The sequence below is a fragment of the Streptomyces sp. NBC_01235 genome (assembly GCF_035989285.1).
In the GTDB taxonomy this organism is placed as follows: Bacteria; Actinomycetota; Actinomycetes; order Streptomycetales; family Streptomycetaceae; genus Streptomyces.
Map to the genome: position 1 here is coordinate 9665356 of NZ_CP108513.1, position 20745 is coordinate 9686100.

A 20745-nucleotide genomic window follows, 5' to 3' on the forward strand; every position below is an offset into this window, starting at 1 on the left:
CGGGACCATCGGGACCTGCGCGGGTCCGAGTGGCCGCTGCCCTGATCCTGCGTGGCGCAGAAGCATCGTTCGCGGATCGACTCACCCGCAGCGATTGCACAAGGAGCACAGCCATGCCCAGGACCTCAGCGAGTGGAGAGCGAGCGGCGCCCAAGGCGGCCCTCGGACTCCCGGCCGCGTCCGCGCTCGTGATCGGCAGCATCATCGGCACCGGAATCTTCGCCCTCCCCTCCGCGCTCGCCCCGTTCGGGCCGGTCTCCCTGGTCGCCTTCGTCGTCGTGACCCTGGGCGCGCTGGCGCTCGCGCTGACCTTCGGGGCGCTGTCGAAGCGGGTACCGGCGAGCGGCGGGCCGTACGTCTACGCCCGGGAGGCCTTCGGCGAGTTCGCGGGATTCCTGAACGCCTGGTCGTACTGGATCACCGCGTGGGCCGGCAACGCGGCGATCGCCGTGGCCTGGGTCGGCTACGTCGAGGTGTTCGTGAACACGGGTCACAGGACGTGGATCTCGATGAGCCTGGCCCTCGCCGGCCTCTGGACAGCGGCCGCGATCAACCTCACCGGGGTCCGCAACATCGGCGCGTTCCAGGTGATCACCACCGTCCTGAAGTTCGTGCCGCTCGTCTTCATGGCCACCATCGGGCTGTTCTTCATCGACCCGGCCAACTTCGGCGCCTTCAACGCCAGCGGTCAGTCCGCGCTCGGCGCGATCTCCGCCGCGGCCGCCATCGCCCTGTTCAGCTATCTCGGGCTGGAGGCCGCCTCGGTGGTCGCCGGCCGGGTGCGCGAGCCGGAGCGCAACGTGCCGCGCGCCACCGTCTACGGCACGCTCCTGTGCGCCGTCATCTACATCCTGGGCACGCTCGCGGTCTTCGGGACCGTCTCGCACGGGGCGCTGGGCGGCACCATCGCGCCGTTCACCGACGCCGCGAACAACATCTTCGGCGGCACCTGGGCGGGAGACGTCGTGGCCGTCGCCGCGATCATCTCGGGCATCGGCGCCCTCAACGGCTGGACCATGCTGTGCGCCGAGATGCCGTACGCCGCCGCCCGCGACGGACTCTTCCCCGACGCCTTCGCGAAGCTGCGCGGACAGAGCGGTGTCCCGGTCTTCGGCATCATCGCCTCCACCGTGCTGGCCTCGCTGATCACCGTGTTCAGCTACACCCGCTTCGAGGACGTCTTCACGAAGATCGTTCTGCTGAGCGTGTTCACCGCCGTGGTCCCCTACCTGTTCTCCGCCGCCGCCCAGCTGTACTGGCTGCTGGTGCGCGGCAGGGAGACCCTCAGCCCGCGGCGCCTCGCCCGCGATGTCACCGTCGCCGCGCTGGCGCTGGCCTTCTCCTACTGGTCGATCCAGGGCAGCGGCTACCAGACCGTCTACTACGGACTGTTCGTGCTGCTGCTCGGCGTGCCGGTCTACGTGTGGCTGAAGCGCGGCCAGGGCCGGTACGGCGACACCGCCGCGGTGATCCCCGCCGCCCGCGCTCCGCGCGAGGAACGTGCCCCGGAGACCCCGGCACCGCCCAAGCGGCTCTCCCGGGGACTGGGCACCAACCGCGTCGGCGGTCCGCGCAAGCGCAACAGCCACCGCCCCCAGGACTGACCACCGCCCACCTCACGGCAGAGGACACAACGCCATGAACACGTTCCACGTCGACTCCGAGGTCGGCCGCCTGCGCCAGGTGATCCTGCACCGCCCCGGCATCGAACTCTCCCGCCTCACCCCGCGCAACGTCGACGCCCTCCTCTTCGACGACATCCTGTGGGCCAAGCGCGCCCGGGAGGAACACGACGCCTTCGCCCAGGTGCTGCGCGACCACGGCACCCGCGTGCACTACTTCGCCGACCTGCTCGCCCAGACCCTCGACGGCGGCGAGGCCCGCGACTGGCTGCTCGACCGGGTGATCACCCCGGCCACCGTCGGACCGGCGCTCATCGACCCGGTGCGCGCACGGTGCGCCGAACTCGACGGCGAGACCCTCGCCGGCCACCTCATCGGCGGACTCCTCAAGAGCGACCTGCCGCTCGCCACCCCGCACAGCCTGGTCTGGAACGCGCTGGACGCCGAGGACTTCGCCCTCGCCCCGCTGCCCAACCACCTCTTCCCGCGCGACAACTCCTGCTGGGTGTACGACCGCCTGTCGGTCAACCCGATGGCCAAGCCGGCCCGGCGGCGCGAGAGCCTGCACGCCGAGGCCATCTACCGCTTCCACCCGATGTTCGCCGGCATCGCCCCGGCGTCGATCCTCGACGGTTCGGTGGGCACCCTCGAAGGCGGTGACGTCCACGTCCTGGGCAACGGCGCCGTCATGGTCGGCATGGGCGAGCGCACCACCGCGCAGGCGGTGGAGAACCTGGCCGCCCGACTCTTCGCCGACGGCACGGCGAACCGGCTGATCGCGGTCCAACTCCCCGCCGCCCGCGCCTACATGCACCTCGACACCGTGCTGACGATGGTCGACCACGACACCTTCGTCATCTACCCGGGCCTGGCCGACTCCCTGCGCTCCTGGACGCTCACGCCCAGCGGCGCCCGCGGGTGCGGCTTCGACGTCGCCCCGAACTCCGACCTCGCCACCGCCCTCGCCGAGGCCCTCGACCTCGACAAGGTCCGGATGCTCTCCGCCCCGCAGGACATCCGCAACGCCGAGCGCGAGCAGTGGGACGACGGCAGCAACTTCCTCGCCCTCGCCCCCGGCGTCGTCGTCGGCTACGAGCGCAACGTCACCACCAACACGTACCTGCGCAAGCAGGGCATCGAGATCGTCACCATCGCCGGCGCCGAGCTCGGCCGCGGCCGCGGCGGCCCGCGCTGCATGAGCTGCCCCGTCGAACGCGACCCGGCTGTCTGACCCAGGGGGAACCATCATGACCATCGACCTGCGCGGACGCTCCTACCTGAGCGAACTCGACTTCACCGCCGCCGAGATCCACCATCTCCTCGACCTGGCCGCCACCCTCAAGGCGGCCAAGCGCGCCGGCACCGAACAGCCCCGGCTGACCGGCAGGAACCTCGCGCTGATCTTCGAGAAGACCTCCACCCGCACCCGTTGCGCCTTCGAGGTCGCAGCAGCCGACCAGGGCGCCGCCACCACCTACCTGGGCCCCGGCGACACCCACATCGGCGCCAAGGAGTCCATCGCCGACACCGCCCGCGTACTGGGCCGCATGTTCGACGGCATCGAGTACCGCGGCTCCGCCCAGTCCCTCGTCACCGCGCTCGCCGCCCACTCCGGCGTGCCCGTCTACAACGGCCTCACCGACACCGCGCACCCCACCCAGAGCCTGTGCGACGTCCTCACCATGCACGAGCACAGCCCCAGGCCCCTGCCGGACATCGCCTACTGCTACCTCGGCGACGCCCGCAACAACATGGGCAACTCGCTGCTGTCCATGGGCGCCCTGCTCGGCATGGACGTCCGTATCGCCGCCCCCGCCCGGCTGTGGCCCGACCCCGCACTGGTCACCACCTGCCGGGAACTGGCCGAGCGCAGCGGCGCTCGCATCACCCTCACCGAGGACGTCGAGACCGCCGTACGCGGCGCCGACTTCCTGCACACCGACGTCTGGGTCTCCATGGGCGAGCCCGCCGACACCTGGCGGGAGCGGATCGAGCTGCTGCTGCCCTACCAGGTCAACGACAAGACGCTCGCCGCCACCGGCAACCCGGACGTGAAGTTCATGCACTGCCTGCCGGCCCTGCACGACCGCCGCACCCGCCTCGGCCAGGACCTCTTCGACCGCTACGGCCTGGACGGACTCGAAGTCACCGACGACGTCTTCTCCTCGTCCGCGTCGATCGTCTTCGACCAGGCGGAGAACCGGCTGCACACCATCAAGGCCGTACTCGTCGCCACCCTGGAGGACTGAAGCCATGCGCATCGTCGTCGCCCTCGGCGGCAACGCCCTGCTCCACCGCGGCGAACGCCCCGACGCCGCCGTCCAGCAGGCCAACATCGACCGGGTCGCCGCCGCCCTGGCCACCCTCGCCCATGAACACGAACTCGTCCTCACCCATGGCAACGGCCCCCAGATCGGTCTGCTCGCCGTGGAGAGCGCCGCCGACCCCGCCCTCAGCGCTCCCTACCCCCTCCATCTGCTCGGCGCCCAGACCCAGGGCATGATCGGTTCCCTGCTGGCCTGCACGCTGCACGACGCCCTGCCGGGCCGCCACATCGCCACCCTCGTCACCCACACCCTCGTGCGGGCCGACGACCCGGCGTTCGCCCGGCCCACCAAGTTCGTCGGCCAGGTCTACCCCCGGGAGGTGGCCGGCGCCCTCGCCCGAAAGCGCGGCTGGCACATCGCGCAGGACACCACCGGCTGGCGGCGAGTCGTCCCCTCCCCGGCGCCGGAACGGATCCTGGAGACCGACACCGTCCACGAGTTGCTCAACAGCGGCACCCTGGTGATCTGCGCGGGCGGCGGAGGCGTCCCTGTCACCGCGGACAACGACACCGGAGCGCTGACCGGCGTGGAGGCGGTCATCGACAAGGACCTCACCGCCGCCCTGCTCGCCGAGGACCTCAAGGCCGACTTCCTGCTGATCCTCACCGACGTCCCGTGCGTGTACGAGGCCTTCGGGAGCCCCGCCCAGCAGCCCGTCCTCGACGCCACCCCCGCCGAACTGCGCCGCAAGGGTTTCCCCGAGGGCTCCATGGGGCCGAAGGCCGAGGCCGCCGCCCGGTTCGTCGAGCGGACCGGAGGGCTCGCCGCCATCGGAGCCCTGGACGCGGCGTACGAGATCGTGCACGGCCGCTCGGGCACCCTGATCCGCCCGGATCTCACGGCCGGCTGACGGGCTGGGCCGTACGGCCTCTCGCCCCGGGGCCGTACGGCCCGGCCGTGGGCGCTGCCCGGCACTCCCCGCGTCGATCACCGACGACAAGCATGGAAGCGCAGGACCCGAACCGAGGAGAGGAACGGCGATGACCGCAACCGTGACAGTCGGCGGCCAGGCCACCGTGGCCTGGCGAGGCTTCGCCGGGACCCGCTGGCGCGAGCTGATCGACGTGCGTGACTTCATCCAGGCCAACTACACCCCGTTCGACGGTGACGCGTCCTTCCTGACCGGTGCCACGGACCGCACCCGGGCCGTCTGGGCGAAGGTCGGCTCGCTGTTCCCGGAGGAGCGGGCGCGCGGCATCCTCGACGTGGACACCGCGACGCCGTCGACGATCACCTCGCACGCCCCCGGCTGGATCGACCGCGACCGCGAACTCGTCGTCGGTCTGCAGACCGACGCCCCGCTGAAGCGCGCGATCATGCCCAATGGCGGTCTGCGCATGGTGGAGAACGGCCTCAAGGCGTACGGCTACGAGCCCGACCCGTTCGTCACCCAGGTCTTCGGGACCTACCGCAAGACCCACAACGACGGTGTCTTCGACGCGTACACGGCCGAGATGCGGACCGCTCGCAAGGTCGGCATCATCACCGGGCTGCCCGACGCCTACGGCCGCGGCCGGATCATCGGCGACTACCGGCGCGTGGCGCTGTACGGCACCGACCGGCTGATCGGGGCCAAGCGCGCCGAGAAGGCCCGGCTGGACGCCGAGCCGTCGAGCGAGCACGTCATCCGCGACCGCGAGGAACTCGCCGAGCAGATCAAGGCCCTGGGTGAACTGACCCGCATGGCGGCGACCTACGGTTGCGACGTCTCCCGTCCCGCGGTCACCGCGCACGAGGCCGTGCAGTGGCTCTACCTCGGCTTCCTCGCGGCGGTGAAGGAACAGAACGGCGCCGCGATGTCGCTGGGCCGCACCTCCACCTTCCTCGACGTCTACCTCCAGCGCGACCTGGACGAAGGCGTCCTCGACGAGTCCCGTGCCCAGGAGCTCGTCGACGACTTCGTGATCAAGCTGCGGATCGTCCGGTTCCTGCGCACCCCCGAGTACGACGCCCTGTTCTCCGGCGACCCCACCTGGGTCACCGAGTCCATCGGCGGCATCGGCGACGACGGCCGCCCGCTGGTCACCCGCACCTCCTTCCGCTTCCTGCAGACCCTCTACAACCTCGGCCCCGCCCCCGAGCCCAACCTCACCGTCCTGTGGTCGCCCCGACTGCCCGCCGGCTTCAAGGAGTTCTGCGCGCAGGTGTCCATCGACACCAGCGCCGTCCAGTACGAGTCCGACGACCTGTTGCGCCCCCGCAACGGCGACGACACCGCGATCGCCTGCTGCGTCTCCGCCATGGCGGTGGGCAAGGAGATGCAGTTCTTCGGCGCCCGCGTCAACCTGGCCAAGGCGCTGCTGTACGCGGTCAACGGCGGCCGGGACGAGATGACCGGCGACCAGGTCACCCCCGAGACGCCCCCGCTGACGGGCGAGTACCTGGACTACGAGGAACTGTCGGCGGCCTACGACCGCGTCCTGGACTGGCTGGCGGGGACATACGTCAACACGCTCAACGTCATCCACTACATGCACGACAAGTACGCCTACGAGCGCATCGAGATGGCCCTGCACGACCACCCCGTGCACCGCTTCATGGCCTGCGGCATCGCGGGCCTGTCGGTCGCGGCGGACAGCCTGTCCGCCGTCAAACACGCCCGGGTGAAGGTCTTCCGGGACGCGACGGGGCTGGCCGTCGACTTCCGGACCGAGGGCGAGTTCCCGGCGTACGGCAACAACGACGACCGCGCCGACAGCATCGCCGTCGGCCTGGTGGAGTCCTTCATGGCCAAGGTGCGCAAGCACCCGACCTACCGGGACGCCGAGCACACCCAGTCGGTGCTGACCATCACCTCGAACGTCGTCTACGGCAAGCACACCGGCAACACCCCCGACGGCCGCCGGGCCGGACAGCCGTTCGCCCCCGGCGCCAACCCGATGAACGGCCGTGACCGGCACGGCGTGGCAGCCTCCGCGCTCTCGGTGGCCAAGCTGCCGTACGAGCAGGCCCGCGACGGCATCTCGCTGACCACGACCATCACCCCGGAGGGACTGGGACACGTCCCCCAGGAGCGCGCGGGCCACCTGGTCGGCATCCTCGACGCCTACATGGGCGCCGGCGGGTTCCACATGAACGTCAACGTCCTCGACCGCGCCACCCTCGAGGACGCGATGGAGCACCCGGAGAAGTACCCCGACCTGACCATCCGGGTCTCCGGGTACGCCGTCAACTTCGTCCGGCTGACCCGCGAGCAGCAGCTCGACGTGATCAGCCGCACCTTCCACGGATCGCTGTGAGCACCATGGCCGAGCCGCTGACGGGCCGGATCCACTCCTGGGACCTGTCCACGGGAGTGGACGGTCCCGGGACCCGGTTCGTGCTGTTCCTCAGCGGCTGCCCCCTGCGCTGCCTGTACTGCGCCAACCCCGACACCTGGCACATGCGCGACGGCCGGGAGGTGACGGTGGACGAGGTGATGGCGGAGATCGAGAAGTACCGGGCCTTCGTCACCACGGCCGGCGGCGGGGTGACGATCACCGGGGGAGAGCCGCTGCTCCAGTCGGCCTTCACCGGTGAGGTGCTGCGCCGCTGCAAGGAGGCCGGACTGCACACGGCCCTGGACACGTCCGGCTTCCTCGGCGTGCGGGCCACGGACGAGCTCCTCGCCGACACGGACCTGGTGCTGCTGGACATCAAGTCCTTCGACATCGGCACCTACCGGAAGCTGACCGGCGGACGGCTCGCTCCCACGCTCAGCTTCGCCACCCGCCTCGACCGGCTCGGCGTCCCGATGTGGATCCGCTATGTGCTGGTCCCCGGCTGGACCGACGATCCGCGGTCCGTGGACGCCCTGGCCGACTTCGTCGCGAGGCTCGGCACCGCCGAGCGGGTCGACGTACTGCCCTTCCACAAGCTGGGAGCCCCGAAGTACGAGGCACTCGGCATCCCCTTCCCGCTGCGCGACACCCCCGTCCCCGACCCGGCTCTGATCGACGGCGTCCGCGCACGCTTCCAGGAGCAGGGCGTGCCCGCCTACTGACCGCCGGGATGCCCGCCGAGCCACGCGCGGTACGCGGCCACGGCCGTCGGGAGCGTCGGGAAGATCCGCTCCTTGCCGACCGAGTCCACCAGGCCGTACGCCTCCAGGTCGTCCAGCAGGTCCTGCTTCACGCGGGCGAGGGCGAACACGACGCCCCGGTTGGTCAGTTCGCGGCGCAGTTCGTCGACGGCGTCGAGGGCGGTGATGTCGACCTCGACATTGGCCTCGGTGTTGAGGACGAACCAGCGGACCGGGCCGCTCTGTTGGTCGACGGCGGCCAGGGCGCGGCGCCGGAAGTTCTCCGCGTTGGCGAAGAACAGCGGCGAGTCGTAGCGGTAGACGAGCAGCCCGGGAACCGTACGGGCCTGCGGATAGTCGTCGACGTCGTGCATGCCGGCCACACCGGGCACCAGGCCCTCGACGGCGTCGTGCGGACGCGCCACCCGGGTCAGCAGCTCGGCCACCGACAGGCCGACGGCCACGATCACGCCGTACAGGATGTCCAGGGCGAGCACCCCGGCGAGGCAGCCGAGCGCCAGGAACAGTTCCCGGCGGCGGAAGGACGCCAACCGCCGGAAGCCCGCGAGGTCGATCATGCGGACCGCGGCGTAGACGACGAGCGCGCCGAGCACGGCGGACGGCGTACGCGTCAGCAGCGGGCTCAGGAAGAGCAGCACCGCGAGCACCACCGCCCCGGCGACCAGCGAGTACGCCTGGCTGCGGGCGCCCGCCGAGGAGGCCAGCGCGGTGCGGCTGGCGCTGCTGCTCACCGGGAAGCCGTGCAGCACCCCGGCGCCCAGGTTGGCCGCGCCCAGGGCGAGGAACTCCTGGTTGGCGTCGAGCCCGGGACCTTCGTCGTCGCGGTCGGCGAACGCCCGCGCGGTGAGGACGAAGTCGGTGTAGGCGACCAGCAGCACGCCGAGCGCGGGCAGGACGAGGCGCGGCAGCTCGCTCAGGTCCGGGACGGCGAGACCCGGCAGACCGGACGGGACCTCGCCGATCACCTTCAGCCCGTACCGCCCGTCGAGGTCGAAGACCACGACGGCGGCGGTGCCCAGGACGAACGCCACCAGCGGACCGGGCACGGCGCGGACGTAACGGGCCATCAGGAAGAGGAACACGAGCGTGACCGCCGAGAACACGACCGTGGCCAGGTGTGCGTCGGTCAGGTGGGTGACGAAGTACCACAGTTGGGGGAAGAACTGCGAGCCGGTCGTCCGCACCCCGGTGAGCTTGGGCAGCTGGTCCACCATCATGATGAGCGCCACGCCCGCCAGATAGCCGATCAGGACGGGGCGGGACAGCAGGTCCGCGAGAAAGCCCAGCCGCACCGCCCGGGCGACCAGGCAGAGCAGCCCGACCGTGACCGCGAGGGCCGCCGCCAGCGACGCGTAGCGCCCGGCGTCCCCGGCGGCGAGCGGTGCGACCACCGTGGCCGTCATCAGGGCGGTCGTGGACTCGGGGCCGACCGACAGCAGCCGCGAGGAACCGAACAGGGCGTACATCGCGAGGGCCGGCAGGATCGCCCACAGCCCGGTCACCGGCGGCAGCCCGGCCACCCCCGCGTATGCCATGACCTGCGGTACGAGGTACGCGGCCACGGTCACGCCGCCGAGCAGGTCACCCGTCAGCCACGAGCGCCGGTAGCCGAGGAGCGCGACGAGGCCGGGCACCTGCCGGCGCCATTGCGAGACGTGTCGTCCGCCCGAGCCCTGGGACATCTGCCGCCTTCCGTCGTCTGACCTCATGATCCACCGGTGGGCGACCGGGCGCGACAACCACGGTGGACGGCCTGCGTGTCCGCTGTGCCGCACCGATCCCAACAGCCCCTGAAGACAGGGCCGTTCGGCCCCCTGTGTGCAGACCTTCGGCATCCGGTGACGCCCGGTGCGCGCGGCCAGAGTAAGTGACGTCAGGCAACGACCCGACCCCCTCGAAGGGAATCACGACCATGGCCGTGCACGAGCACCCTCACCGGAGCTCCGGCTTCCACCTGCCGTCGCTGCGCAGGAACCGGACCGCCACCTCCTCCGAGTCCGCCGTCTCGGCACATGCCGGCACGAGCACCGCGCGGGCTTATGCCTTGGCGTCCCTGCGTCTGCTCACGGGGTTCGTGTTCCTGTGGGCCTTCCTCGACAAGACGTTCGGCTTCGGCTACGCCACCCCGTCCGGCAAGGGCTGGATCGACGGCGGCTCGCCGACGAAGGGCTTCCTCGGCTCCGTCGCCGTCGGGCCGATGGAGTCCACCTTCCACTCCTGGGCCGGCGAGCCGTGGGCGGACCGGCTGTTCATGCTCGGTCTGCTCGGGATCGGCCTCGCCCTGGTCGCGGGGGTCGCGCTGCGGTTCGCCGCCCTCGCGGGCACCGTGATGATGGCGCTGATGTGGATCGCCGAGTGGCCGCCCGCCAAGCACCTCTCGGACGGCTCTGCGAGCATGTCGACGAACCCGTTCGTCGACTACCACCTGATCTACGCAGTCGCCCTGATCGTCCTGGCCGCTGCCGCCGCCGGCGACACCCTGGGCGCGGGCCGGCTCTGGGCCAGGCTGCCGTTCGTCCGCGACCACCGCTGGCTGCGCTGAACCCCACCTGCGTGCAGGGGTCGGTCGGCCCCACCTCGGGACCTGTGGCCCCTGCACGAGGAAGCCCCGGAAGACGACGCTGGAATCAGATCCTTGCCCCACGATCCCTTGCCCCACGATCCCTTGCCCCACGATCCCTCGCCCCACGATCCCTCGCCCCACGATCCCTCGCCCCACGATCCCTCGCCCCAGGAGGTGGAGATCATGCTCCGCAGCATCACCGTAGGTCTCGACGGCTCGCGCGAGAGCCGAGCCGCCGCGGAATGGGCGGCCCGCGAAGCGAAGCTGCGCGACCTGCCCCTGAAGATCGTCCACGTCTGGGAGCCGGTACCGGAACCGATGGCTCAGGCGCCTCTCCTGGGAGGCGAGACCCAGCAGCACTGGACCGAGCGGATCCCGCGCGAGGCCGCCGAGGGCATCGTCCTGCGCCACCCCGGTGTCGAGGTGACGACCGAGCAGCTTTCCGGAAACCCGGGTGACGTCCTGGCCGAGGCGGGCAGGAGCGCCGAGCTGCTCGTCCTGGGCTCGCGCGGGTTCGGCGGGATCGGCGGGTTCATGGTCGGCTCCGTGGGCCTGTCCGTCGTCGCGCGAGCGGACCGCCCCGTGGTGCTGGTCCGCGCGCTGGAGGCGGCCGCCGACGAGCACGAGATGGACCCGGCGGGTGTGCCGTCCGCCGCGACGCCCTTCCTGCCCGTGGTCCTCGGACTCGACGTCGACCACCCGGACGAGACGCTGATCGAGTTCGCCTTCGACGCCGCGAAGCGCCGCGCGACGTCCCTGCGGGTCGTCCACGGCTGGAACCCGCCGCCGTATTACGCGTACGGCATGCCCGCCAACCCCGCGCTGCACGAGGCGCTGGCACTCAGTGACGCCGAGGCCCTGGCCGAGGTGCTGCGGCCCTGGCGGCAGAAGTACCCGGACGTCGAGGTCGTCGAGGAGTCCCGCTACGGCAGCGGGGCCGTCTACGTCGTGGACGCCTCCCATGAGGCCTCCCTCGTCGTCGTGGGCCGGCGCATCCGCCGCAGCCCGTTCGGCGCCCACGTCGGACACGTCACGCACGCCGTCCTGCACCACTCCACCGCCCCCGTCGCCGTCGTCCCCCACAGCTGACCCACCCCCGATCCCCCGATCACTCCCGAGGAGAAGAGAGCCATGAAGGCAGCGGTCGTACGAGCGTTCGGCGAGCCCCTGGTCATCGAGGAGCGCCCCGACCCGGAGCCCGGCCCCGGCCAGGTCCGTGTCCGGGTGGAGGCGTCCGGGCTGTGCCACACCGACATCCACGCGGCGCACGGCGACTGGCCGGTGAAGCCGAACCCGCCGTTCGTCCCCGGGCACGAGGGCGTGGGCCTGGTGGAGGCGCTCGGCGAGGGCGTCACCCACCTGTCCGTCGGACAGCGGGTCGCCGTCCCGTGGCTCGGCAAGGCGTGCGGGCGGTGCGAGCACTGCCTGTCCGGCTGGGAGACGCTGTGCGAGCAGCAGATCAACACCGGCTACGGCTGCGACGGCGGGTACGCCGAGAAGATGCTGGCCTGGGCCGACTTCGCCCAGCCGGTCCCCGAGGGCATCACCGCCCTCGACGCGGCGCCCCTGACCTGCGCGGGCGTGACGACGTACAAGGCGCTCAAGGTCGCCGGCGTCAAGCCCACCCAGCTCGTCGCGATCTCCGGCATCGGCGGCCTCGGCCACCTCGCCGTGCAGTACGCGAAGATCGCCGGTGCCACGGTCGCCGCCATCGACGTCACCGACGAGAAGCTCCAGCTGGCCGCCGACCTCGGCGCGGACATCCTCATCGACGCGCGCAAGGAGAACGTCGGCGAGGTGCTCAAGCGGCACGGCGGCGCCCACGCGGCGATCGCGCTCGCGGTGAACGACGCGGCCTTCGAGGCCGTCAACTCCGGGCTGCGGCGCGGCGGCAAGCTGGTCATGGTGGCCCTTCCCGCGCACGGCACGGTCCGTGTGCCCATCTTCGACACCGTCCTGAACGGCACCTCGGTGATCGGCTCGATCGTCGGGACCCGCCAGGACCTCGCCGAGGTCTTCCAGCTGCACGCGGCCGGCCGCACCAGGGTCATCTACGAGGCCCGCCCGCTCGCCTCCGTCAACGACTCCATCGACGAGGTGCTGCGCGGCGAGGTCAAGGCCCGGATCGTCTTCGACATGGCCACGGGACGGTGAGCACGATGGTCCTCCCGATCGTCGTCGGCGTGGACGGCTCCGAACCCAGCCTGCGGGCCGTCGACTGGGCGGCCGACGAGGCCGCCCTGCGCGGGACCCCGCTGCGGCTGGTGTTCGCCTCCCTCTGGGAGCGGTACGAGGGCGAGTCCCTCGCGGACGACCTCGGCAAGCCGTTCGAGCAGGTCACGGCCGAGGACATCGTGCGCGTCGCCGCGCAGCGCGCCCACCTGCGCCGGCCCGACGTCGAGGTCTCCACCGACGTGCTGCCCGAGGAGCCCGAGTACGCGCTCGTCCGTGAGGGACGCGCCGCCACTGCCCTGGTGCTCGGCACGCGCGGCCGCAGCGGCTTCGTGGAGATGCTGCTCGGGTCGGTCAGCCTGACCGTCGCCGCCCACGCCGCCTGCCCGGTGATCGTGCTGGGCGGCGGCCACGACAACCGGGTGAGCGCGGGGAGCGGCGGCCGCGTGGTGGTGGGCGTCGGCGAGAAGGGCACGGACTCCGCCGCCCTGCGCTTCGCCGTCCAGGAGGCCCGGGTGCGCCACGCGACCCTTGACGCCGTACGGGCCTGGCGGTGCCCCGCGCACGAGAGCACCGACCACCCCCTGCTCGCCGGTGAACCCGCGCGGCTGCACGAGCAGCACGCCGCCGAGGTTCTGGAGAAGGCGCTGAAGGACGCGCCGGCGGACATGGAGGTGCGTGGGCGCACGGTGGAGGGTCCGGCCCGCAGGGTCCTTTTGGCCGCCTCGCACGAGGCCGACCTGCTGGTGGTCGGCGCCCGGCGCAACCCGGACCACCTCGGACTCCAGCTGGGGCGCGTCGCCCACGCGGTGCTGCACCACTCCGCCTGCGCCGTCGCGGTCGTACCCGAACGGGTGTGAAGGAAGTGGCCGGCTGCTCAGAGGCCCGCCGCGTGGTCGGGGACGTAGGTCTGCAGATCGCGCGGCGGGCGCTCGTAGCCGGTCGACTCCGGGCGCTTCGGCAGTTCGAGGACGGGCGGAGGGACGTCGTGGTAGGGCACGGAGGCCAGCAGATGGGCGATCATGTTCAGCCGCGCCCGGCGTTTGTCGTCGCTCTCCACCACGTACCAGGGCGCCTCGCTGATGTCGGTGTGCACCAGCATCTCGTCCTTCGCCCGGGAGTACGCCTCCCAGTGGGTGATCGACTCCAGGTCCATCGGGGAGAGCTTCCAGCGCCGCAGCGGGTCGTCCAGACGGCGCCGGAAGCGATCCTGCTGCTCGGTGTCGCTCACCGAGAACCAGTACTTGCGCAGCAGGACCCCGTCCTCGACCAGCATCCGCTCGAAGATCGGGCACTGCCGCAGGAAGAGCCGGTACTCCTCCTGCGTACAGAAGCCCATCACGCGCTCGACGCCGGCCCGGTTGTACCAGGACCGGTCGAACAGGACGATCTCCCCGGCCGCCGGCAGGTGCTCGACATACCGTTGGAAGTACCACTGGGTGCGTTCACGCTCGGTCGGCTTCGGGAGCGCCGCGATCCTGGCCACACGCGGGTTGAGGTGCTCGGCGACCCGCTTGATCGTGCCGCCCTTGCCCGCCGCGTCCCGCCCCTCGAAGACCACCACCAACCGGGTCCCCGACGCCCGCACCCACTCCTGCACCTTCACCAACTCGGTCTGCAGGCGCAGCAGTTCCTTCTCGTACGTCTTGCGCGGCAGCTCCGCCGCCTTCTTGCCGGCCATGCCGCCTCCACCACCCGATGACTTCTCCGCCGACGACTTCCGGAGTCTCCCCCATGTCCAAGGTCGAACACCAGGACGCCACCGTACTTTCCGACGACGAACTGCGCACCCTGGACGCGCATTGGCGGGCCGCCAATTATCTGGCCGCCGGACAGATCTACCTGATGTCCAACCCGCTGCTGACCGAGCCTCTGCGGCCCGAGCACATCAAGCCGCGACTGCTGGGTCACTGGGGCACCTCGCCCGGCCTCAACCTCGTGTACACCCACCTCAACCGGGTGATCAAGGCGCGCGGGCTCGACGCCCTGTGCGTCTGGGGGCCGGGTCACGGAGGGCCGTCCATCCTGGCCAACGCCTGGCTGGAGGGCAGCTACAGCGAGACGTATCCGGACGTGCCGAGGGACGGGGAGGGCATGGCCCGGTTGTTCCGGCAGTTCTCCTTCCCCGGCGGCGTGCCCAGCCATGTCGCCCCGGAGACGCCCGGTTCGATCCACGAGGGCGGTGAGCTCGGCTACTCGCTGTCCCACGCGTACGGCGCCGCCTTCGACAATCCTCGGCTGCTGGTCGCCTGCGTGATCGGTGACGGTGAGGCGGAGACCGGACCGCTGGCCGCCTCCTGGCACTCCAACAAGTTCCTCGACCCCGTCCACGACGGCGCCGTCCTGCCGATCCTGCACCTCAACGGCTACAAGATCGCCAACCCGGCGGTCCTCGCCCGTCTGCCGGAGGCCGAACTCGACGCGCTGCTGCGGGGATACGGCCACGAGCCGATCCACGTGACCGGCGACGACCCGCTCCAGGTGCACCGCGCCATGGCGGCGGCGATGGACGACGCCCTGGACCGCATCGCCGTGATGCAGCAGACCGCCCGCGAGGACGGTGTCAGCGAGCGCGTGCACTGGCCGATGATCGTGCTGCGCACCCCGAAGGGCTGGACCGGCCCCGCCGAGGTGGACGGCGAGCCCGTCGAGGGCACATGGCGCGCCCACCAGGTGCCGCTGGCCGGCGTCCGGGAGAACCCCGAGCACCTCCGCCAGTTGGAGGCCTGGCTGCGCTCGTACAGGCCCAGGGAGCTCTTCGGCGCCGACGGCCGCCCCGTCGCCGACGTCCTGGCCTGCGTCCCAGGTGGCGCCAAGCGGCTCGGTGCCTCCCCGTACGCCAACGGCGGCCTGCTCGTGCGCGACCTGCCCGTCGCCCCGCTCGACGAGTTCGCCGTGCCCGTAGACAAGCCGGGCGAGACCCTGCACGAGCCGACCCGCGTTCTCGGCGACCTCCTGGCCCGGGTGATGAAGGACACCGGCGGACGCCGGGACTTCCGCCTCGTCGGCCCGGACGAGACGGCGTCCAACCGGCTCCAGGCGGTCTTCGACGTCAGCGGAAAGGCGTGGCAGGCCCAGCACCTGCCGGTCGACGAACACCTCGAACACCACGGCCGGGTGCTGGAGATCCTCTCGGAGCACACCTGCCAGGGCTGGCTGGAGGGCTATCTGCTGACGGGACGTCACGGGCTGTTCTCCTGCTACGAGGCGTTCGTGCACATCGTCGACTCCATGGTCAACCAGCACATCAAGTGGCTGAAGACTTCACGGGAGTTGGCGTGGCGCGCGCCCATCGCGTCCCTCAACTACCTGCTGACCTCGCACGTGTGGCGCCAGGACCACAACGGGTTCTCCCACCAGGACCCCGGCTTCGTCGACCACGTCCTCAACAAGAGCCCGGAGGTCGTGCGCGTCTACCTCCCGCCGGACGCCAACACGCTGTTGTCGGTGGCGGACCACGCGCTGCGCAGCCGCGACTACGTCAACGTCATCGTGGCCGGGAAGCAGCCCTGCTTCGACTGGCTGTCGATGGACCAGGCCCGCGCGCACTGCGCCCGGGGCGCCGGTATCTGGGAGTGGGCCGGCACGGAGAACGGCACGGAGCCGGACGTCGTCCTGGCCTGCGCCGGCGACGTGCCCACCCTGGAGGTACTGGCCGCCGCGCAGTTGCTGCGCCGACATCTCCCGGACCTCGCCGTCCGCGTGGTCAACGTGGTCGACATGACCCGGCTGCTGCCGCGCGAGGAACACCCGCACGGCATGAGCGACTTCGAGTACGACGGCCTGTTCACCACCGACAAGCCGGTGATCTTCGCCTATCACGGCTACCCGTGGCTGATCCACCGGCTCGCCTACCGCCGCACCGGCCACAAGAACCTGCACGTGCGCGGCTACAAGGAGTCCGGCACCACGACCACGCCGTTCGACATGGTCGTCCGCAACGACCTCGACCGCTACCGCCTCGTCATGGACGTCATCGACCGCGTCCCCGGTCTCGCCGTGCGCGCCGCCGTCGTACGCCAGCAGATGGCCGACGCCCGCACCCGCCACCAGGCGTGGATCCGCGAGCACGGCACCGACCTGCCCGAGGTCGCCGACTGGACCTGGAACGCCTGACCGTCCCTCTCCACCGCCCCTCACCCCCGAAAGGACCTCATCGCCATGACCGTCCGCGTCGGCATCAACGGCTTCGGCCGTATCGGCCGCACCTACCTGCGCGCCGCCCTCGACCGCGCGGAGGAAGGCACCCAGGACGTCGAGGTGGTCGCCGTCAACGACATCACCTCACCCGCCACCCTGGCCCATCTGCTGGAGTACGACTCGACGTTCGGGCGCATCGGACGCGACGTCGAGCACGACGACAGCTCCATCACGGTCGACGGCCGGCGCATCGCCGTCACCGCCGAACGCGACCCGGCCGCCCTGCACTGGTCCGACTACGGCGCCGACATCGTCATCGAGTCCACGGGCCGCTTCCGCGACCGGGACTCCGCGGCCCAGCACCTCAAGGGCGGAGCCCACACGGTGCTGCTGTCGGCGCCCGGCAAGGGCGTGGACGCCACCATCGTGATGGGCGTCAACGACCGCACCTACGACCGGCACCGCGACCGGATCGTCTCCGCCGCCTCCTGCACCACCAACTGCGTGGCCCCGATGGTGAAGGTGCTCGACGACGCCTTCGGCATCGAGCGCGGCGTCATGACCACCATCCACGGCTACACCAACGACCAGTCCCTGCTGGACGGCCCGCACAAGGACCTGCGCCGGGCCCGCTCGGCCGCCCTCAGCATCATCCCCACCAGCACCGGCGCCGCCCGCGCCGTAGGCTTGGTGGTGCCGGAGCTGGCCGGGGCGCTGGACGGGATCGCGCTCCGGGTGCCCGTGGAGGACGGCTCGCTCACCGACCTCGCCGTCGTCCTCGCCCGGGAGGCGGGCGCGGACGAGATCAACGCCGCCTTCGAGGCGGCCGCGGACGGCCCGCTGAACGGGATCGTGCGCGTCTCGAAGGCTCCGATCGTCTCCCGCGACGTCATCGGAGACCCTTCGTCCTGCGTCTTCGACCCCGCCCTCACCCAGGCCAACGGCACCCTGGCCAAGGTCTTCGGCTGGTACGACAACGAGTGGGGCTACACCAACCGCCTCCTGGACCTGACGGCACTGGTGGCGGACGACTGAGCGAGCGGACGGCTCACCGCAGGGCGAGGCGGGGGCCGATCGGCTGCGCGGCGAGGGCCGACCGGCCCCGGTACGCCCCCGGACAGCACCTGTGACGCCCCTGCGCTCCGCCGGACGATCGAAGTAGCGAAAGCCATGGAGGAGACCTGCGATGACGGACGACCTGCTCGACCGGCCCTCGGTCCACGCCCTGCTCGCGGACGGCACCACCGTGTGCATACGGCCGGTGCTGCCGGGGGACCACGGCCAGCTGGAAGGGCTCTACGAGGAGATGTCGCCGGAGAACCTCCGCCTGCGGTTCTTCGCGGCGAGCCGGCGCTCGGCCGCCATGGCCGCCGACCGGGCCTGCGCCCCGGCCCACCCGGGCTACCGGGCTCTGCTGGCCGAGGTGGACGGCCGGGTCATCGGTCTCGCCGAGTACGACACCGGCGGGGAGAAGGACGGCGGCGGGACGGACGGCGCGGAGATCTCCATCGCCGTCGCCGACGGCCTGCACCACCGGGGCGTGGGCACCCTCCTCGTCGAGCACCTGGTCTCGGCGGCGCGCGCGGAGGGCATCACCACCTTCACGGCCGACGCGCTGAGCGAGAACCACGAGGTGCTGCGCCTCTTCGCCGACCTCGGCCTGCGCACCTCCCGCCGCTTCGAGGGACCCGAAGTGCGCTGTACCGTCCACCTCGACCAGGACGACACCTACCTGTCGGCCGTCGAGGCCCGGGGCCGGTCCGCCGACGTGGCCAGCCTGCTGCCCCTGCTGCGGCCGGCCGTGGTCGCCGTGGTCGGCGCCGGCCGCACGCCCGGGTCGGTGGGCCGGGCCATCCTGCACCACCTGCGCACGGGTGGCTTCACCCGGCGCCTCTTCGCCGTGAACGCCCACGTCACGTCGCTGCTCGGTGTGCCGTCCTGTCCGTCCGTCGCGGCCCTGCCGAAGACCCCCGACCTCGTGGTCGTGGCCGTGCCGGCCGCCGCGGTCCCGGCCGTCGCCGACGAGTGCGGCCGGGCCGGGGTGCGCGCGCTCGTCGTCGTCACCGCCGGCCTCGACCACAGCCAGGCGGAGGCGCTGCTGACCGCCTGCCGCACCTACGGCATGCGGCTCGTCGGACCCAACTGCCTCGGCGTCGCCAACACGGATCCGGAGCTGAGCCTCGACGCGACCTTCGCCGCCGAGCACCCCCGCCCCGGGTCGGCCGGTGTCGCCGTGCAGTCCGGCGGGGTCGGCATCGCGCTGCTCGACGGGCTGTCCCGGCTGGGCATCGGCGTCTCCTCCTTCGTCTCCCTCGGCGACAAGTACGACGTCAGCGGCAACGACATGCTGCAGTGGTGGGAGAGCGACGGCCGCACCGACCTCGCCCTGCTGCACCTGGAGTCCTTCGGCAACCCGCGCGCCTTCTCCCGCACCGCCCGCCGCGTGACGCGCCGCATCCCGGTCCTCACCGTCGACGCCGGCCGTACCGACGCGGGCCGCAAGGCCGCCGCCTCGCACACGGCGGCCGCCGCCACCCGCACCATGACCCGGGGCGCGCTGTTCACGCAGGCCGGCATTACCGCGACCCGCTCGGTCGGCGAGCTCCTCGAAACGGCCGCCCTGCTGCACTCCCAGCCGCTGCCCGAAGGCAGCCGCGTCGCGATCGTCACCAACGCGGGCGGCGCCGGAGTGCTCACCGCCGACGCCTGCGCCGAGGCGGGGCTGGCTCTGCCCCCGTTCACCCCCGCGATGATCGACGAACTGCTCGCGGTGCTGCCGGACGGCGCCGCCATCGGCAACCCCGTCGACGCCACGGCCGCGGTCTCCGAGGAACAGCTCACGGAGTGCGTCGACCGCCTCACCCGCTGCCCCGGCATCGACGCCGTCATCGTGGCCCTCGTGCCCACGGCGGTCGCCGCGGCCACCGGTGACGACCTGGTACGGGCCGTCACCGCGGGTCCCGGGCGGGGGGCGCGCCCGGTGCTCGCCGTACGCCTGGAGCAGGACCGGTCCGTCCGGCTGCTGCCCGCCGCCGACGGCGGCACGATCCCCTCCTACGCCGAACCCCAGGCGGCGGCCCGCGCGCTGGCTCACGCCGCCGACCGGGCCGCCTGGCTCGCCCGGCCCACCGGAGTCGTCCCCGACCTCGACGACATCGAGACCGTGCGGGCCCGCACGGTCGTCGAGGAGCAGCTGGCCACGCAGCCGGACGGCGGCTGGCTCGACCCGCGCACCTGCGCCGACCTGCTGGCCTGCTACGGAATTCCGCAGATCCCGTGGGCCTGGGCGGAGACCGAGGACGACGCCGTGCTCGCCGCCGACCGGCTGCGCGGCTTCGACGGCCGGGTGGTCATGAAGGCCCACTGGCCCGGGCTGCTGCACAAGTCCCAGCAGCGCGCCGTCCACCTCGACCTGCGCGGCGACTCCCAGGTGCGGGCCGCGTTCCGCGACCTGGAGACCCGCTTCGCGGGGCTCATGACCGGCGTGGTCCTGCAACCGCTCGCCGCCCGAGGCACCGAGCTGTTCGCCGGTGTCGTCCAGGACGAGGTCTTCGGCCCGCTCGTCCTGTTCGGGCTCGGCGGCACGGCCACCGAGGTGCTCGCCGACCACGCGGCCCGCCTCGCCCCGCTCACCGACCGCGACGTGCACGAGCTGATCACCTCGCCGCGGTGCGCCCCGCTGCTGCTGGGTGCGAACGGAAACACCCCCGTCGACCTCGAAGACCTGGAACAGCTGCTGCTGCGGCTGTCCCGGATGGCGGCGGATTTGCCGCAACTCGCCGAGGCCGACTTCAACCCCGTCCTGGCGACACCGGGCGGCGTCACCGTGCTCGACGCGCGGATACGCCTGCTGCCGCGCCGCCCCCAGGACCCTTATCTGCGCCGACTGCGCTGAGGAGG

At 71.8% G+C, this 20745-nt stretch carries 15 protein-coding genes; 13 read left to right on the top strand and 2 right to left on the bottom strand.

Annotated elements, in window-relative coordinates; translation table 11 throughout:
* Positions 1 to 113: 113 nt before the first annotated feature.
* The 6 genes from OG289_RS43525 (at position 114) to pflA (ending at position 7931) form a co-directional block, all read left to right on the top strand.
* The gene (locus tag OG289_RS43525; protein ID WP_327319523.1) at positions 114 to 1604 is read left to right on the top strand and encodes an APC family permease; all 1491 of its coding nucleotides are present in this window, start codon (positions 114 to 116) and stop codon (positions 1602 to 1604) included.
* Positions 1605 to 1638: 34 nt separating this feature from the next.
* Positions 1639 to 2853, top strand: coding sequence for an arginine deiminase (locus tag OG289_RS43530; RefSeq protein WP_327319524.1), 1215 nt, complete (start codon positions 1639 to 1641; stop codon positions 2851 to 2853).
* Positions 2854 to 2869: 16 nt separating this feature from the next.
* Positions 2870 to 3871: an ornithine carbamoyltransferase gene (argF, locus tag OG289_RS43535; protein WP_327319525.1), complete on the top strand. Its 1002-nt coding sequence runs from the start codon at positions 2870 to 2872 to the stop codon at positions 3869 to 3871.
* 4 nt (positions 3872 to 3875) lie between these two features.
* Positions 3876 to 4799, top strand: coding sequence for a carbamate kinase (locus OG289_RS43540; RefSeq protein ID WP_327319526.1), 924 nt, complete (start codon positions 3876 to 3878; stop codon positions 4797 to 4799).
* Between the two features lie 130 nt (positions 4800 to 4929).
* Positions 4930 to 7188, top strand: coding sequence for a formate C-acetyltransferase (gene pflB, locus OG289_RS43545; RefSeq protein WP_327319527.1), 2259 nt, complete (start codon positions 4930 to 4932; stop codon positions 7186 to 7188).
* A 5-nt stretch (positions 7189 to 7193) separates the two neighbouring features.
* Positions 7194 to 7931: a pyruvate formate-lyase-activating protein gene (gene pflA / locus OG289_RS43550; RefSeq protein ID WP_442819126.1), complete on the top strand. Its 738-nt coding sequence runs from the start codon at positions 7194 to 7196 to the stop codon at positions 7929 to 7931.
* On the opposite strand, the gene OG289_RS43555 is transcribed toward pflA, so the two are convergent.
* The gene (locus OG289_RS43555; RefSeq protein WP_327319529.1) at positions 7925 to 9652 is read right to left on the bottom strand and encodes a SulP family inorganic anion transporter; all 1728 of its coding nucleotides are present in this window, start codon (positions 9650 to 9652) and stop codon (positions 7925 to 7927) included. The genes pflA and OG289_RS43555 overlap by 7 nt on opposite strands.
* Positions 9653 to 9882: 230 nt before the next feature.
* Between OG289_RS43555 and OG289_RS43560 the strand changes: the two genes are divergently transcribed.
* The 4 genes from OG289_RS43560 to OG289_RS43575 all read left to right on the top strand — a co-directional run bounded on the left by OG289_RS43560 (position 9883) and on the right by OG289_RS43575 (position 13565).
* Positions 9883 to 10512, top strand: coding sequence for a hypothetical protein (locus tag OG289_RS43560; RefSeq protein ID WP_327319530.1), 630 nt, complete (start codon positions 9883 to 9885; stop codon positions 10510 to 10512).
* A 204-nt stretch (positions 10513 to 10716) separates the two neighbouring features.
* Entirely contained in the window at positions 10717 to 11622 is a 906-nt protein-coding gene (locus OG289_RS43565) for a universal stress protein (protein WP_327319531.1), read from the top strand.
* Between the two features lie 42 nt (positions 11623 to 11664).
* A complete protein-coding gene (locus OG289_RS43570; RefSeq protein ID WP_327319532.1) occupies positions 11665 to 12687 on the top strand; it encodes a zinc-dependent alcohol dehydrogenase in 1023 nt (340 codons plus the stop codon).
* Between the two features lie 5 nt (positions 12688 to 12692).
* Positions 12693 to 13565, top strand: coding sequence for a universal stress protein (locus tag OG289_RS43575; protein ID WP_327319533.1), 873 nt, complete (start codon positions 12693 to 12695; stop codon positions 13563 to 13565).
* Positions 13566 to 13582: 17 nt separating this feature from the next.
* Here OG289_RS43575 and ppk2 read toward each other — a convergent pair whose 3' ends face one another.
* Positions 13583 to 14386: a polyphosphate kinase 2 gene (ppk2, locus tag OG289_RS43580; protein ID WP_327319534.1), complete on the bottom strand. Its 804-nt coding sequence runs from the start codon at positions 14384 to 14386 to the stop codon at positions 13583 to 13585.
* A 53-nt stretch (positions 14387 to 14439) separates the two neighbouring features.
* Here ppk2 and OG289_RS43585 point away from each other — a divergent pair, with 53 nt between their 5' ends.
* The 3 genes from OG289_RS43585 (at position 14440) to OG289_RS43595 (ending at position 20740) form a co-directional block, all read left to right on the top strand.
* Positions 14440 to 16821 carry a phosphoketolase family protein gene (locus OG289_RS43585; RefSeq protein ID WP_327319535.1) on the top strand — a complete coding sequence of 794 codons (2382 nt, stop codon included), beginning with the start codon at positions 14440 to 14442 and terminating at the stop codon, positions 16819 to 16821.
* A gap of 45 nt (positions 16822 to 16866) precedes the next feature.
* A complete protein-coding gene (gene gap / locus OG289_RS43590; RefSeq protein ID WP_327319536.1) occupies positions 16867 to 17880 on the top strand; it encodes a type I glyceraldehyde-3-phosphate dehydrogenase in 1014 nt (337 codons plus the stop codon).
* Positions 17881 to 18031: 151 nt separating this feature from the next.
* Entirely contained in the window at positions 18032 to 20740 is a 2709-nt protein-coding gene (locus OG289_RS43595; protein WP_327319537.1) for a bifunctional acetate--CoA ligase family protein/GNAT family N-acetyltransferase, read from the top strand.
* Positions 20741 to 20745 lie beyond the last annotated feature (5 nt).

What these genes read in the sequence shown, in the direction of transcription:
- OG289_RS43525 (WP_327319523.1), top strand. Translation starts at nt 114, where the DNA reads ATGCCCAGGACCTCAGCGAGTGGAGAGCGAGCGGCGCCCAAGGCGGCC.
- OG289_RS43530 (WP_327319524.1), top strand. Translation starts at nt 1,639, where the DNA reads ATGAACACGTTCCACGTCGACTCCGAGGTCGGCCGCCTGCGCCAGGTG.
- argF (WP_327319525.1), top strand. Translation starts at nt 2,870, where the DNA reads ATGACCATCGACCTGCGCGGACGCTCCTACCTGAGCGAACTCGACTTC.
- OG289_RS43540 (WP_327319526.1), top strand. Translation starts at nt 3,876, where the DNA reads ATGCGCATCGTCGTCGCCCTCGGCGGCAACGCCCTGCTCCACCGCGGC.
- pflB (WP_327319527.1), top strand. Translation starts at nt 4,930, where the DNA reads ATGACCGCAACCGTGACAGTCGGCGGCCAGGCCACCGTGGCCTGGCGA.
- pflA (WP_442819126.1), top strand. Translation starts at nt 7,194, where the DNA reads ATGGCCGAGCCGCTGACGGGCCGGATCCACTCCTGGGACCTGTCCACG.
- OG289_RS43555 (WP_327319529.1), bottom strand. Translation starts at nt 9,652, where the DNA reads ATGTCCCAGGGCTCGGGCGGACGACACGTCTCGCAATGGCGCCGGCAG.
- OG289_RS43560 (WP_327319530.1), top strand. Translation starts at nt 9,883, where the DNA reads ATGGCCGTGCACGAGCACCCTCACCGGAGCTCCGGCTTCCACCTGCCG.
- OG289_RS43565 (WP_327319531.1), top strand. Translation starts at nt 10,717, where the DNA reads ATGCTCCGCAGCATCACCGTAGGTCTCGACGGCTCGCGCGAGAGCCGA.
- OG289_RS43570 (WP_327319532.1), top strand. Translation starts at nt 11,665, where the DNA reads ATGAAGGCAGCGGTCGTACGAGCGTTCGGCGAGCCCCTGGTCATCGAG.
- OG289_RS43575 (WP_327319533.1), top strand. Translation starts at nt 12,693, where the DNA reads ATGGTCCTCCCGATCGTCGTCGGCGTGGACGGCTCCGAACCCAGCCTG.
- ppk2 (WP_327319534.1), bottom strand. Translation starts at nt 14,386, where the DNA reads ATGGCCGGCAAGAAGGCGGCGGAGCTGCCGCGCAAGACGTACGAGAAG.
- OG289_RS43585 (WP_327319535.1), top strand. Translation starts at nt 14,440, where the DNA reads ATGTCCAAGGTCGAACACCAGGACGCCACCGTACTTTCCGACGACGAA.
- gap (WP_327319536.1), top strand. Translation starts at nt 16,867, where the DNA reads ATGACCGTCCGCGTCGGCATCAACGGCTTCGGCCGTATCGGCCGCACC.
- OG289_RS43595 (WP_327319537.1), top strand. Translation starts at nt 18,032, where the DNA reads ATGACGGACGACCTGCTCGACCGGCCCTCGGTCCACGCCCTGCTCGCG.